Consider the following 14,743-nt stretch of genomic DNA (forward strand, 5'->3'; position numbering starts at 1 on the left):
ATCGCAAATGCGATGGCCCTTTCGTATGATTGATTATAATACTTTGACAGTTACTGTCTTACGACCGAAGTTGAGGGCCGCACTTTGTGAGTACATCAAGATGTCGATTTTGTTGCCTCTGATGGCGCCGCCTGTATCGGCCGCTGTGTATGTGCCCATCAACTTCCCGCCGACGTACACTTGTACTTTCTTACCGAGCGGGATGACGCGCGGGTCGACAGCGACGACGTTACGTTTTTGGGCCCGGACGTTCCAGCCTAATGCCGTCACACCTGAACATCCTTTGCAATACGGTGTGTAAGCCGATGCGTTCATCGTATATGTTTTCACACTAGCCTTCGCGACCGTCTTTTTCACGGTGCGTAAGTATTTAGTAGCGATCCAACCTGCTTTGCCTTTGTAGTTGACGCGAATCCAAGCCCCTTTTGAGCCGGTACGCTGTAATTGTTGTCCTTTGTTGATCTTGCCGATGACTTTTCCGTTGAGTGAACCTGCCGAGCGGACGTTCAATCCGTTGACTTGGCTTTGAACGTAAACTTTTGAAGATGCCTCAACTTGTTGTTGTTGTGGCAAGAGCATAGCGAGTGTCATGACCGTCAGTAGTAAGACCGTTCCAATTTTTTTGAGCATGTGGTTTGTCCTCTCCTAGTCGGTTTGTGAGTTGTAAGTTCATGGTGTCGAATCTGTGGTGCCGTATTCACTGTCACATTTCACGTTTATTGCTGAATGTTTCGTCCAGATAACTATATGACGAAACATGACGACGTGCGTTTACAACTAAAATTCATTTGAGTGTCATCAAAGTTACGGTTAGATTACAAAACCGCCATCTTTTAAAGAAAGATGACGGTTTTAATAATAATCTTTAGTTTTTGTCACATTAATTACCATTTAAAGGAATTAATATATCTGGATTGTTACGAAAACCTGCTTTTCTTACGTCGAATGTTACAAACGAGATGGATTCATTCGGTCCATTGTCACAACCCCTTCCCCCTTCATGCGTCAAAAGCACTAAAAAAGTCCGTCTCGCAAGGTTGCGGGACGGACTTTGTAATAATTTAAACGTGTGACTCAACGAGGTTGGCGATGCGTACGGTATCGCGTGCGATGACCAACTCTTCGTTCGTTGGGATGATGATGACTTTGACTGGTGAGTGCGGGTAGTTGATGAACAACTCTTTACCGCGTGCTCCGTTGTTGAGTGATGGATCCCAGTAGACGCCCATGAACTCAAGGCCACGAAGGATGCGCTCACGGATGACGTCAGAGTTTTCTCCAACACCAGCTGTGAAGATGATCGCATCGACACCGTTCATCTCTGCCGCATATTGACCGATATAACCGTGGATGCGGTTCGAGAAGATTTTGAGCGAGACTTCGGCACGGTGGTTGCCTTCAGCCGCTGCTTGCTCGATATCACGCAAGTCACTCGAGATACCCGAGAGACCGTAGACGCCTGACTCTTTGTTCATGACGTTCAATACATCTTCAGCCGACTTGCCTGTCTTTTGCATCAAGAACGGGATGAGAGCCGGGTCAAGTGATCCTGAACGTGTGCCCATCGTGATTCCTTCGAGTGGCGTGAAGCCCATTGTCGTGTCGATCGAACGACCGCCGGCAACCGCTGCGATTGATGCACCGCTACCGAGGTGGCACGAGATTAAACGAAGGTCTTCAAGCGGACGACCGAGAAGCTCTGCCGCACGTTGCGTGACGTACTTGTGGCTCGTTCCGTGGAAACCGTACTTCCGGACGCCGTGCTCCGTGTAGTACTCGTACGGAAGGCTGTACAAGAAGTTCTCTTCCGGCATCGACTGGTGGAACGCCGTGTCGAAGACCGCGACTTGCGGTACGTTCGGTAAAATCGTTTGGAACGCACGAATCCCCGTCAAGTTTGGCGGGATGTGGAGCGGTCCGAGTTCGACGAACGATTCGATGTTCTTCATGACTTCCTCGTCGATGACGACCGAATCCGCGTACAACTCTTTTCCGTGAAGGACACGGTGACCGACGCCTGCGATTTCGTCGAACGACTGAATGATATCAAGGTCGATTAATTTTTCGAGCGAGAGCTCGACCGCTTCTTTATGTGAATGAAGCGGTGTGACGATATGGAACTTTTGTCCTTCGCCATATTTAATCGTGAAGATCGCATCTTCTTTTCCGACACGCTCGACGAGCCCGACGGCGAGCATCTTCTCAGATGGCATTTCGAGAAGCTGGAACTTTAATGACGAACTACCTGCGTTGACTGCCATAATTTTTGTCATGTCATACACCTCTTACCTTTCGATTTAAACACGAGTCTTTATCTGTTCTCTTAAAAACCGATAACTGTATCATAATGAAGATACTTGATATGGCATATGTTTTTCAAGTCTTTTGCCCAATAAAAATTATGTTGTTTTAAACCAATCGTCAATCTGTTTCACAATATTGGCAACCGCACGTACGTCCGTGAACGACGGCAATTCGACGAGGAGCGCTTGTTTCGGGCGTTTGACGCCTTCCCCGAGCTTTTGTAACATCAATAGGCTCTTCGCATATCGCTCATCTTTGAACATCGTCGTCGGGAGTTGCAGAACTCCTTTGACGACGGCCTCACGGTCCATCCACTGTTTTAATTTCCCTTCGTCATCCTGTTCAAACAAATTGTTCGGGATGACGAAGATGCCATGCGCGCCCGGTTTCAGGTGGCGCATCGCTTGTTCGATCAACAAGAAGTGGGAATAGGAATGGCCTTCCTCACGTTTCAAGGCGTAGCCTGACGCCACCTCATCGTTCGGATAGTAGCCGATCGGCAAATCGACGAGCGCTAAATCGCTCGGTTCGACGAACAACGGTGCGAGCGCGTCCTGGTGGAAATACGACACCGGTTTCCCGAGTAAGTTACTGATCGCGTAAGACAGACGTAGCATCGTCTCATCGACTTCGACGGCTTGTGCGGTGGCGTCTTTCAATTGTGTCAACACGGCATGCACGAGTGTCCCCGTCCCGCTCCCAAGTTCAAGCACGCTCGCCCCGTCTTTGACGAGCTTCGTTGCCAAGTACCCGATGAACAGGCTGACAGCGTCCGGTGTCGGTTGGTGGTTCGGCGGGAGTGTCGTCGTCTCCTCGAGCACGAGCAGACTGACGGCTTTGCGGACATCATCCGTCTTCTCTTGTTCGACATCGACCCGTTCAAATACTTCAATCAACGCCTCGAGCGGTAACAAATCAAGGTCGGTCGTCAGCTTCTTCGCCTCTTTCTTCCAATCCCGATACAATTGTTCAAATCGTTCCATCTTCGATCATCCTTTCCATACAAAACCGGCCCTCTGATGGAGAGCCGGTCGGTTCACTTCTATTAGTGTAAGCGATTCGTGGTCATTTCGCCAAGCGAATCAGTTCGCTTTATCAAACGCCTCGAGCGCCGCATCGAAATCGACCTCGTCTGTCATCTCATCCATGTACTGGACGTATTGGACCGTACCTTCTGAGTCGATGACGAACACCGAGCGTGCGAGTAGACGGAGCTCTTCCATCAACACGCCGTAAGATTTCGCGAACGATTGGTCGCGGTGGTCCGATAACATGATGACGTTATCGAGGCCCGAGGCCGCACACCAGCGACGTTGTGCGAACGGCAAGTCGTTCGACACGGTCAAGACTGTCCCTCCAAGCGTTGCCGCTTTCTCGTTGAACGCACGCGTTTGTGCATCACAGACGCCTGTATCAATCGACGGGACGACACTAATCAATTTTTTCCCTGGGTATGACGCGAGCGTCACCTCTTCAAGTGCCGTCGTGAGCGCTGTAAAGTCCGGTGCAGCATCTCCGACTTTGACCGGATTCCCTTGCAGTGTAACGGTATTGCCTTTAAATGTTGGCATCGTTTCATCCCCTTTGGTTTGATTTATACTTCTTCATCATATCGATGGTGCCGTCTCGATGACAAACTTCCTGCCTCAGACGGCCTGATTGTGATTTTCCCTATATCGAGCGTCTAAAACGCTGTATAATGAAAGAGACTCAATTGACAAAGGGGATGACATGGATGAGAAACAACGTTTATTTGTACCATCGTAACGTCAACGACTTTACTAAAGAGGTAAAGAAACTAATCGAGATCGGTGAGAAGCATGGCTTCAACGTCGTGAATCGTCCGGAAGACGCCAACATCATCGTCGCCATCGGGGGAGATGGCGCGTTCTTACAGGCCGTCCGTTATACAGGCTTCCGTCAAGACGCCATCTACGTCGGGTTCGGACGCGGATTGAATGAGTTTTATTGCGACTTCGACATACATAAGCTCGACGAAGTCGATCGTTTATTCTCAGATAACTCTGCTCGGATCGAAGCCGGGCTCGAGGTACGGAAATATCCGCTCTTATCGGCTTCAATCAATGAATCGACACCAATGCTTTGTTTGAACGAAGCTTCGATCAAATCGAGTATCATCAAATCACTCGCCATTGAGGTATACATCGACGATCTTCACTTCGAGACGTTCCGCGGCGACGGGATGGTCGTCTCAACGCCGACCGGCTCGACGGCTTATAATAAATCACTCGACGGCGCGATCGTCGACCCGCTCATCCCATGCATGCAAGTGAGCGAGATCGCTTCGGTGAACAATAACCGCTACCGTACACTCGGTTCCTCGTTCATCGTCCATGATTCACGCAAACTGTCGCTTCGCATCGTCGAAGACGGGAACGACTATCCGATCATTGGGATGGATAACGAGGCGCTCAGCCTCAAATATACCGACCGAATCGATATCGAGCTCTCTGATCAAGTCGTCAAAACGGTCAAGTTGAAAAACAACTCGTTCTGGCACAAAGTACAACGCTCATTCTTCTAAACGACAAAAGGCTAGCCGTCCATTTTACTTAGACGGCTAGCCTTTTTATTATGCGTTGACGACGTCGGCCTCATACACCGGCGACCCTTCGACGACCGTCATGACGAGTCGGTTGTCGAGGATGTCGCGCCCGCGAAGTTCGAAGAAGTCTTCTTCCCACACCGTGAACGTGGCGTTATAACTTTGAATCAACAAGCCGTCACGTCCGTGCGTGCCTGTGGCGACACGCGGGGCATACGTGAAGCTACGGAGCGCTTCATACATCGACAGGCGTTCCGGCGGATTGAGCGCGCCCGACTCCTCGAACGATTGACGGGTGACGGCACCATACAGGCCTTTTCGTACATCGACCGAAGAGATTGGGGCGTCACTGCCCCCGAGAACGAGCGCTCCCGTGTCGAGCATCGATTTGAAGCGGTAGGCGTTATCGACCCGGTCGTTTCCGAGCCGATCGAACAACAAGTTCATGTCGTCCGACAAGAAGATTGGCTGCGCATCAATCAATACCGGCAGCGCCTGGATCCGTTTCAACAATGCATCGTTCAAGAGCGAGGCATGGATGATTCGGTCCCGCGTCCCGCGCTTGGCCGGATACTTCTCGAGCAACGTGATGAACTGTTCGGCGGCGGCATCCCCGATGACGTGGGCTGCCACGTTCATACCATACGATCGCGCCTTTTTGACGAGCGCCTCGAGATGGTCCGGACGATGGACCTCGATTCCGCGCTGACCCGGTTCGTCCGTATACGGTTCTGATAAGAGTGCCGTCCGTCCCCCGAACGACCCGTCGACGAACAGTTTCATCGCCCCGAAATCGAAACGTGGTCGTTTCGCGAGCGCATCGTGACGAATTAATTGATCGACGACTTGTTCATGGACGAGCAGATGGGCATGGAACGGGAGATCTGCTAACACGTCCTCATACGCTTGAATCGTCTCGAGCGGGTCGCCATGATAGAACAGGTCTTCCGTATGGGCGCCAACAATCCCGTGGGCGAAAAGCGAGTCGATGGCCCGGTGGAGTGAGGCGACATTTTTCTCGCGATTCCCCCCCAGTTCTTTATGGAGCAAATCGAGCGCCGCATCGTATAGCACCCCGTTCAGTTTTCCTTCCGCGTCGCGTCCGAGCTTTCCGCCTTCGATGACGGTATGGTGAATCAAGCCAAGTCGTTCCAATCCTTTCGAGTTGACGACGGCGACGTGGCGACAGACCCGCTTCAAGACGACGGGCCGGTCTGGGATGACGGCATCAATCATCTCACGCGTCGGCATCTCTCCGAGCAGACGGTCATTGAACCCTTCCGCGACGAGCCAATCGTCACTTCTGTCACTGCCGTCCTTTTGTTTCATCGACTCGAGCAGAGCTTGCAAATCCGTCGTCTCGGTCGCATCGATGCGGTCGAGCGCTTCCCCGTATCCGATCAAATGGATGTGCGAGTCGGTGAACGCCGGATAAACGCTCTTCCCTTCAAGGTTCACAATCTGTTTGATCCTTCCGGCGTATGTACGACGAAGGTGGCCTTCCTCACCTAGCTTCAGAATGCGACCGTGCTCGACATACATGGCGCGAGCCTGTTCATGCTCTTTATTCATCGTATAGATCTTTCCGTTTACCCATAGCGTTCCCATCACAAAATTCCTCCTCGATTCAAAAAAGATTGACGTCTACGTTAATTCCCGTTTACGTCAATCTTCATGCATCATTATTTTCGTAATAGCTCTTGTTGCTCCAAACCTTTTTCGACACGCTGACGAATCTCGCGGGCCGCGCCTTCATCGAAGCGCCCGAGGACGCGTTCACCGATTTCGACGGCCGTGCCGTACTCTCCGTGTAAAAACTTGTTCTCGGCGAGCGTCAAGGCGATATGGACCTCGTTGTCACGCCGGCGATAGCGGTTCGCATATTGCAGCAGCTGCTCGGCGTACGTGACTTGGCGTAAGAGCGCTTTGACCCGGTCGCGGAAGTTGTCCATCGTCTCTTCGACGTCGTGGCTGAGTCCGACGATATACGTCATATTGAACGGCGCCTTCTCGAACTGTTCGTCCAACGATTGAACGCCTTTTTGCAATTGGCGCATATCGCTCGTCAAATCCGTCGGGACGACCGGCATGGCGCTCTTCGTAAGGAGTCGGCGATGGGCCGACAATTCCTTCTTCCAAGACTCGAGCTTGTTACGAACCTCGAGCTCTTCTTTACGGAGCGAGTTCGTATTCTCGATGAAGCGTTCATGCATGGCACTAAACTGGTCGAGCGACCGTTTTGCTTCTTGCACTTTTGACTTGATCATGCTGAACGGGATCATCTGGGCGACGAGCGCCTGTTCGATATCGAGCACGTTCGCCGTGAGCGTCGCCCGCTCACGTTCAAGCTGTTCAAATTCTTCACCGACTCGAGCGTTGATCTCATAGTTGCTGACGAGTCGAGTCATCTCTTGATGGAGTCGCGCCATGACTTCGCTCGTCTGGCGGTCACGGTCTTTCACACTCGCGAATTCTTTCTTCACGTATTGGCGCGCGTCGACTTCGGTCCGGAACGCTTCGAACAACTGGTCGATGTCCGAACTGAGCTGTTGCATGTCCATCTCGAAATGATCGAAGTCGAGCTGTTCGATGCGGTCCATAAGAGCCGATCGGCGATCTTCCGCCTGCTCGATTTCTTCCATTAAACCGAGCGGTTCGAGCGCGTAGCCGTCCATTTGCATCTCTTTATGCCCCGAACGCAACTGGTTGAGCTGTTGTTTCAAGTCAACCTGCACCGTGCGGACGAACTGAGGGATGACACTGACGAGTTCACGAATCTTCGTCACTTTCTCAGACAAGACTTGGCCGGCGACGTACGCCTCCGATACTTGGCCTTCTTGCTTCAACGTGATCATCTCGGTCCGTTTTGCTTCCGCTGCCGCAATCTCAGATTCGACGAGTTCATACGTCGGGCCGAACGCACTGTTTTGCGCGACGAGTGTCTTCCGGAATTGGTACAGCTCTTTCTCGTCTTTTTTGACGATATCGAGCAGCGACGAATGATGCTGATTAAACTCATCCATCTCGTCGAGCATGGCGTGTACCATCGACTCGAGCTCTTCAATCAACTGTTCCGTCGCATTCAAATCCGATTTGACTTTGAGGAAGCGATATTTGTCCAAATCTTCTTCGGCATGATAGAGCGCCTCATCGATTTGCCCGGTATGTACACTGACGAGTTCGTCCCATGACTGATGCCAACGCTCGAACTTTTCTTTCGTCTCGCCCTCCATTGGCCACTGTTTGAACTTCTGCAGTTCGGCCGGGACGCTGGCGCTGAGCACGCTTTGTTTGCGCATGTCTAAATCATCAATTTTCTGGTAAAAATTCCTTCGCACGAGCATGCTTCCCAGCATCGCCCCTAATGCGATGACAATGATTCCAATTAAAATTCCGTAGATTCCGTAATCCATCTCTGTCACAACCTCCAAGCCGCTTTCGTGGACTTATGTATCTGAATGAATAAATGAAGTATTTTATGAGTATAGATAATACTAATCATATTATAGAACCAATGATTTGCATAGGTTTTCCAACGGTTTAGGGAGAGAATGTTATTTTTCACATGAATCTTTTAAGAAGACAAAATAAAAAAATGCGTGTACCATAATGCTAATCAATCTTGCTTTCATTCATTAGGAGGGAATCCCATGTTCCAAACGACTACTTACTCTGGCGACTTGGCCGCCGGTTACGACCTACTAAACAAACAACTCGCCGCGCTACTCGAAGGCGAGACGAACCGTGTCGCGAACCTTTCGAACGCGAGCGCGCTTCTCAACCAATTCCTCGACCGGATCAACTGGGTCGGCTTCTATTTAACAGAAGGCGAAGACGCCCTCATCCTCGGACCGTTCCAAGGTCTGCCGGCTTGCGTCCATATCGCGTTCGGCAAAGGAGTTTGCGGGACAGCCGCCTCGACGCAAGAGACACAACTCATCGCAGACGTTCATCAATTCCCGGGCCATATCGCTTGTGACGCGGCTTCGAACTCGGAAATCGTCGTCCCGCTCGTCCGTGACGGTAAGACCATCGGCGTGCTCGATATCGACAGCCCTGAGTTCGATCGCTTCTCGGATGTCGACCGTCAAGGGTTGGAGCAATTCTGCCAGACATTACTTCACTTCATCTGATTGACAAGCGAATCATTTCGTCGTATACTGATTTTTGTGCATGAAATGACGATAGCAGTCATTGACAGACGTATCCACCTTTCGGGCCTCGACTGAGTCGGAGGAGCATCTCGTAGCTTCGCTATCAAGTGAAGGTGCTTGAACCTATGAAAGGGGCGTCACCAGTCTTTGACACCGTTGTTCTTTTGTGCAAAATACATGAACAACAAGGAGGAGTCCAAACATGGCTCGTTACACAGGTCCAGCTTGGAAACTCTCGCGTCGCTTAGGCATCTCGCTTAGCGAAACGGGTAAAGAATTAGCAAAACGTCCTTACGCACCAGGTCAACACGGAAATGGTCGTCGTAAAATCTCTGAATACGGTCTTCAGCTTCAAGCGAAGCAAGCACTCCGTCACATGTACGGAATCAACGAGAAGCAATTCCGTCGCATCTTCAACGATGCAGGGAAAATGCAAGGTATCCACGGTGAGAACTTCATGTTCTTGCTCGAGTCACGCCTTGACAACCTCGTTTACCGTATGGGTCTCGCTCGCACACGTCGTGGAGCGCGCCAACTCGTCAACCACGGTCACATCCAAGTTGACGGTTCACGTGTAGACATCGCGTCTTATCGTGTAAAACCAGGTCAAGTCATCTCAGTTCGCGAGAAGTCTAAAAACTTCAAAGCGATCGCTGAAGCTCTCGAAGTAGCACCAGCTACAAAAGACTACGTAACATTCGACGCTGAGAAGCTCGAAGGTACATTCGTACGTCTTCCTGAGCGTGCTGAATTGAACGACCAAATCAAAGAGCAACTCATCGTTGAGTACTACTCACGTTAATGCTTTTATCCCCTTCCCTGCCTCGGCAGGAAAGGGGATTTTTTTTACTTTAATATTTGTTCACGAATCCGGCCCATCTGCGTATCGAGCGCGTCCGCCATCTTGGCCGCTTCAATCAACTCGAGTTTCGACGCCTCCGGGACGACGTGCTGGTATTTATAATGAAGCTTATGCTCCGTCGCCGCCCAAAAGTCCATGGCGAGCGTGCGGATCTGAATCTCAGCCGGCACCCAAATGACGCGTTCCGCCAAATAAACTTTCGTCCGGACGATGAGATGCAGGCTCCGATAACCGCTCGGCTTTGGATCTTTGATGTAGTCTTTGATCTCATCGATTTGTAAATCGTCCCGCTTCTTCAAATGATCGAGGATGGCGTAAATGTCATCGCGGAAACTCGTGACGATCCGGACTCCTGCGACGTCATAAATATTGTCCCAAAGTGCTTCCACTTCAAGTGGGAGCCCTTTTTGGTTCATCTTCTTGATAATTGACGGCAACGTCTTCATCCTCGTCTTCACATGTTCGATCGGAGAGTAACCGAGCCGCGTCTGCCAATCGAGGTCGATGATGCCGAGGTCGCTCTCAAGCTCGGTGATCGCCATCTCATAGTAGCGGAACCGCTCCCGCCATTGGTGGAACTGTTCGCCAAAAAACTCTTCAATTTCCATAGGAAAGCCTCCTTATCGTCTATACTTGCCATCGTATCAGACCGAAACCAATTTGAGATATAAAAAAACGTCCATGTCCGCAACATTTGGGACATGGACGAATGCATCAGACGTGACGGATCACGAAGTATTTTTTCTTGCCTCGGCGGATGACCGTGAACTCACCAAGTGTATCGGCACGTGTCACCGTCTTATCGAGCGCTTGTTCGCGCTCCCCGTTCAAGTAGATCGCCCCGTTTTGAACGTCTTCGCGGGCTTGACGTTTTGATGGCGCAATCTTCGCTTCGACGAGAAGATCGACGAGGTTACGTTCGCCGTCAAGTTCGAACTGAGGCATGCCTTTGAATGCAGCATCCATATCTTCTGGCTTGAGCGTCTTCAAATCACCGCTGAAGAAGGCAGTCGTGATACGGAGCGCTTGCTCGAGACCAGCTTCACCGTGGACGAGTTTCGTCATCTCTTCGGCGAGGCGACGTTGGGCGACACGTTTTTCCGGTGCAGACGCCACTTCGCTTTCAAGCGCCAAGATGTCGTCATGCGACAAGAATGTGAAGTATTTGATGAACTTGATGACGTCGGCGTCGTCGACGTTGATCCAGAACTGGTAGAACTCGTAAGGTGTCGTCTTATCGGCGTCGAGCCAGACCGCACCACCGGCCGTCTTACCGAATTTTTGTCCATCCGACTTCGTCACGAGCGGTACCGTCAAACCGAACGCCTTCTCCGAGTGACCAAAGCGACGAATCAGTTCGAGACCGGCTGTGATGTTGCCCCACTGGTCGCTGCCCCCAACTTGAAGACGGCAGTTCTCATTTTCGTACAACTTCAAGAAGTCGAACGATTGCAACAGCATGTACGAGAATTCCGTGTACGAGATCCCGTTCTCCAAACGCGAGTCGACCGAGTCTTTGGCGAGCATGTAACTGATTGGGAAGTGTTTGCCGATGTCGCGCAAGAAGTCGATGATCGACAACTCTTCCGTCCACTCGTAGTTGTTGCGGATTGAGATTGGATTCTCTCCTTCAAGCGGCAAGAAGCGGCTCAATTGGTCTTTGATTCGATCCGAGAACTGTTTGACCGTGTCGAGCGTGTTGAGCGAACGCTCGTCCGAACGACCTGACGGGTCACCGATCATGCCGGTCGCCCCACCGACGAGGGCGATGACGTGGTGTCCCGCCTCTTGGAAACGTTTGAGTGTTAAAATCGGGAGCAAGTGCCCGATATGAAGCGAGTCCGCCGTCGGGTCGAACCCGGTGTAAAGCGTCGTCGGTTTGTTCAGCTGTTCTTTCAATCCTGCTTCGTCCGTCATTTGGTTGACGAGACCTCGAAATTCTAAATCCTTCAATAATTCCATCTGTTCCACTCCTTCAATTGACATAAAAAACGCCCCTTCTCATATTGAGAAGGGACGGAGATTCCGCGGTACCACCCTAATTGCCACAGCTGTGGCCACTTGTAGCGAGAGATAACGGTCTCGACCCGGCCGAACGGCACGCTCCAAAAGTGTAATTCATCGGCTGACATTGGCTAGTTCACAGCACCCACTAGCTTTCTGGACAAGCGGTCAGTCGACTACTTCGCTTTCTTCATAGCATCTTTGTTTATGGACTATGCTTTACATTTTATAAGTTCCATTTCCAAATTGTCAACCGAGAATATGGAAACTTGCATCCGGTAGTCGATTCGGGGTAAGGTCAGGAAGGACTTGTGCTATAATCGTATATATTACTGTCAAAAATAGTTTTACACCATATTAAGGAGGCTGTCATGCTGCAAAAGATTCGAGACACATGGAACCAACCAAAGTCCTTGAAAGCCCGCCGTTATGCCAATGTATTTTACGATGTATCGTGGAACGTACTGCTCTTAACGATTATATCGGTCGTTCTCATTGGATTTTTAGGCGCCGGGATCGGAGCGGGTTATTTCGCTTCCCTCGTCAAGGATATGCCGGCACCCGCATATAAGACGATGACGTCGCAAATCAACACCTACTCATCGACTTCTGACATTTATTTTGGAAGCGGTGAACGCATCGGAAACTATACGACGGATGAAGTCCGCGTTCCCGTCGCCGTCGAGAAAGTTTCTCCGTTCGTCGTCGACGCGTTACTCGCCACAGAGGACGTCGAGTTTTACGAACACGATGGTGTCGTGCCGAAAGCGACGCTCCGTGCCATCTTACAGGAAGCGACCGGATCGGAAGACCGGACCGGCGGTTCTACGCTCACCCAACAGCTCATCAAAAACCAAATGCTGACGAACGAAGTGTCGTTCGAACGAAAAGCGAAAGAGATTTTACTCGCCCTTCGCCTCGAAAAAGCAATGAACAAAGATGAGATCTTGAACGCGTACTTGAACGTCGTCTCATTCGGACGAAACTCGATGGGACGCAACATCTCAGGAATTGAAGCAGCTGCTCGCGGTGTCTTCAATACATCGGCTGAGAAGTTGACGTTGCCACAAGCCGCTTTCCTCGCCGGGATCCCGAAAAACCCGTTCCTGTATACACCGTATTATCAAGGCGGTGTCATTAAAGAGGATGTGTCACCGGCCATCAACCGGATGAAAACGGTACTCAACCGGATGTACGTCGCCGGGAAGATTACGAAAAAAGACTACGACGCTGCATACAACTACGACATCACAAAAGACTTCATGAAGACGCAATCGAAGCCGCGTGATCGCTATCCGTATGTTGTGCAAGAAGCTGAACTTCAAGCAAGACAAATTGTCACAAACTACTTGCTCGAACAGGACGGCATCGTCTTGGCAGATTTAAAAACGAAAGAACAAAATGAAATTAGAACGACTTACGCCAAACGCGCCCACAATATGCTGCGCCAGGGCGGATTCAAGATTCATATGACGCTTGATAAAAAAGTTCACGAGGCAATGCAACAACCCGCTAAAAATGCCAATAACTTTGATAAAAATCAATACATCAAAGAAGAAGATCGTACGTTGCCTGAACAGACGGCGTCAATCATGATCGAGAATAAGACAGGGCGCATCCTAGGTTTCGTCGGCGGTCGCTATATTAACGGAAAGACAGACGAAGTGAACCGCGCCATGCGTATGGAACGTCAAATCGGGTCGACAGCAAAACCGATCTTGGTTTATGCCAATGCAATTGAAGCTCGGATGATCACGCCTGAAACGACGATTTTAGATGAAGAATACTTCTACCGATTCACCGGTCCTGGTCAACCGAAAAAGGAAGTTGAAAACGAGAGTAGAACGCACAGCGGCCCTGTAACGGCTCGCGAGGCGCTGAAACGTTCCCTTAACGTTCCGGCTGTTAAAATCTACGAAGAACGTAACCAAAAAACTGCCGACACGCAAAAACTTGTCGACATGGGCATCGAAGTGTCAGAAGCGAACCGAAACGCTTCATCGATGGCATTAGGTGTCGGAGAAGTCAGCCCGGTCAACTTGGCCGCGTCTTATGCGATGCTCGCGAACTATGGGGAGCATGTGGAACCCTACTTTATCGAACGCATTGAGTATAACGGTGAAACTATCTTTGAGAAACAACCGAAAAAGACGCGCATCTATACCGATCGTACGTCTTACCTCGTCATCGACATGCTACGGGATGTCTATACGTCAGGAACAGCAACGTACGCTCGATCACTCTTGAACGTCCCTGGCGATTGGATGGGTAAATCTGGTACGACGAACGACCGACGCGACTCGTATTTGGTTGGCTCGAATCCGAACGTCACGCTTGCTGTTTGGTCTGGTTTTGACTCACAATTCGGTGAAATGCAAAACAGTTATGAAGTAGGTCAGTATTACCAACGGACGCAACGTATCTGGTCACAGACGGCCAACCGCGTATACGCCGACAATCCTGAAATCTTCAACACTGGGGCGCGCTTCAATCAACCTTCTAGCGTTTCTGCCGCTGACTTCAAAGACTCAGGCTCATTCTCTGAGAAGAAGAAAGTCGAAGAGAAGAAGAAGAAGGAAGAGGAAGCCAAGAAGAAAGCCGAAGAAGAGGCGAAGAAGAAAGAAGAAGCTGAAGAGAAGAAACAAGAGGCTGAAGAAAAACAAGAAGCTGACGCTGCTGCGAAAGAAAAGGCAGATGCTGAGGCTAAAGCGAAAGCTGAAGCGGAAGCGAAGAAAAAAGCTGAAGCTGATAAGAAGAAAGCTGAAGAAGAAGCCAAGAAGAAAGCCGAGGCTGAGAAAAAGGCTGAGGAAGATAAGAAGAAAGAAGACGCCGAAGCTGCAGATGGCGCCTAAA

The 14,743-nt window shown here is 50.5% G+C and carries 12 protein-coding genes and 1 other annotated feature; of the genes, 4 read left to right on the forward strand and 8 right to left on the reverse strand.

Annotated features, from left to right (window positions below; genetic code table 11):
* Positions 1 to 33: 33 nt before the first annotated feature.
* The 4 genes from KNP60_RS08605 to tpx all read right to left on the reverse strand — a co-directional run bounded on the left by KNP60_RS08605 (position 34) and on the right by tpx (position 3,875).
* Positions 34 to 630, reverse strand: coding sequence for a 3D domain-containing protein (locus tag KNP60_RS08605; protein ID WP_214797287.1), 597 nt, complete (start codon positions 628 to 630; stop codon positions 34 to 36).
* Positions 631 to 1,061: 431 nt separating this feature from the next.
* A complete protein-coding gene (locus tag KNP60_RS08610; RefSeq protein WP_214797288.1) occupies positions 1,062 to 2,273 on the reverse strand; it encodes an acetate kinase in 1,212 nt (403 codons plus the stop codon).
* 126 nt (positions 2,274 to 2,399) lie between these two features.
* A complete protein-coding gene (locus KNP60_RS08615) occupies positions 2,400 to 3,287 on the reverse strand; it encodes a class I SAM-dependent methyltransferase (RefSeq protein ID WP_034778248.1) in 888 nt (295 codons plus the stop codon).
* A gap of 99 nt (positions 3,288 to 3,386) precedes the next feature.
* Positions 3,387 to 3,875 (reverse strand): thiol peroxidase, encoded by a 489-nt coding sequence (tpx, locus tag KNP60_RS08620; RefSeq protein ID WP_131471299.1) that lies wholly within the window; start codon positions 3,873 to 3,875, stop codon positions 3,387 to 3,389.
* Positions 3,876 to 4,030: 155 nt separating this feature from the next.
* On the opposite strand from tpx, the gene KNP60_RS08625 reads away from it, so the two are divergent.
* Positions 4,031 to 4,849 (forward strand): NAD kinase, encoded by an 819-nt coding sequence (locus KNP60_RS08625; RefSeq protein WP_034778250.1) that lies wholly within the window; start codon positions 4,031 to 4,033, stop codon positions 4,847 to 4,849.
* A gap of 48 nt (positions 4,850 to 4,897) precedes the next feature.
* Here KNP60_RS08625 and KNP60_RS08630 read toward each other — a convergent pair whose 3' ends face one another.
* Positions 4,898 to 6,478: an amidohydrolase gene (locus KNP60_RS08630; RefSeq protein WP_034778251.1), complete on the reverse strand. Its 1,581-nt coding sequence runs from the start codon at positions 6,476 to 6,478 to the stop codon at positions 4,898 to 4,900.
* 74 nt (positions 6,479 to 6,552) lie between these two features.
* Positions 6,553 to 8,283: a septation ring formation regulator EzrA gene (ezrA, locus tag KNP60_RS08635; protein ID WP_214711728.1), complete on the reverse strand. Its 1,731-nt coding sequence runs from the start codon at positions 8,281 to 8,283 to the stop codon at positions 6,553 to 6,555.
* A gap of 237 nt (positions 8,284 to 8,520) precedes the next feature.
* On the opposite strand from ezrA, the gene KNP60_RS08640 reads away from it, so the two are divergent.
* Both KNP60_RS08640 and rpsD read left to right on the forward strand, forming a co-directional pair.
* Positions 8,521 to 9,003, forward strand: a complete 483-nt coding sequence (locus KNP60_RS08640; protein ID WP_034778253.1) for a GAF domain-containing protein — start codon at positions 8,521 to 8,523, stop codon at positions 9,001 to 9,003.
* 223 nt (positions 9,004 to 9,226) lie between these two features.
* Positions 9,227 to 9,826, forward strand: coding sequence for a 30S ribosomal protein S4 (gene rpsD / locus KNP60_RS08645; protein ID WP_029595169.1), 600 nt, complete (start codon positions 9,227 to 9,229; stop codon positions 9,824 to 9,826).
* A 44-nt stretch (positions 9,827 to 9,870) separates the two neighbouring features.
* Here rpsD and KNP60_RS08650 read toward each other — a convergent pair whose 3' ends face one another.
* Complete coding sequence (locus tag KNP60_RS08650; protein WP_034778254.1) at positions 9,871 to 10,494, reverse strand: GTP pyrophosphokinase; 624 nt, start codon at positions 10,492 to 10,494, stop codon at positions 9,871 to 9,873.
* 106 nt (positions 10,495 to 10,600) lie between these two features.
* The gene (gene tyrS, locus KNP60_RS08655; protein WP_214797289.1) at positions 10,601 to 11,848 is read right to left on the reverse strand and encodes a tyrosine--tRNA ligase; all 1,248 of its coding nucleotides are present in this window, start codon (positions 11,846 to 11,848) and stop codon (positions 10,601 to 10,603) included.
* A gap of 47 nt (positions 11,849 to 11,895) precedes the next feature.
* Positions 11,896 to 12,093: a binding site (T-box leader), on the reverse strand.
* 168 nt (positions 12,094 to 12,261) lie between these two features.
* Here tyrS and KNP60_RS08660 point away from each other — a divergent pair.
* On the forward strand, positions 12,262 to 14,742 hold the full coding sequence (locus KNP60_RS08660; RefSeq protein WP_214797290.1) for a transglycosylase domain-containing protein: 2,481 nt from the start codon (positions 12,262 to 12,264) through the stop codon (positions 14,740 to 14,742).
* The last annotated feature ends 1 nt before the right edge of the window (position 14,743 follow it).

The organism is Exiguobacterium sp. s5 (assembly GCF_018618075.1).
In the GTDB taxonomy this organism is placed as follows: domain Bacteria; phylum Bacillota; class Bacilli; order Exiguobacteriales; family Exiguobacteriaceae; genus Exiguobacterium; species Exiguobacterium mexicanum_A.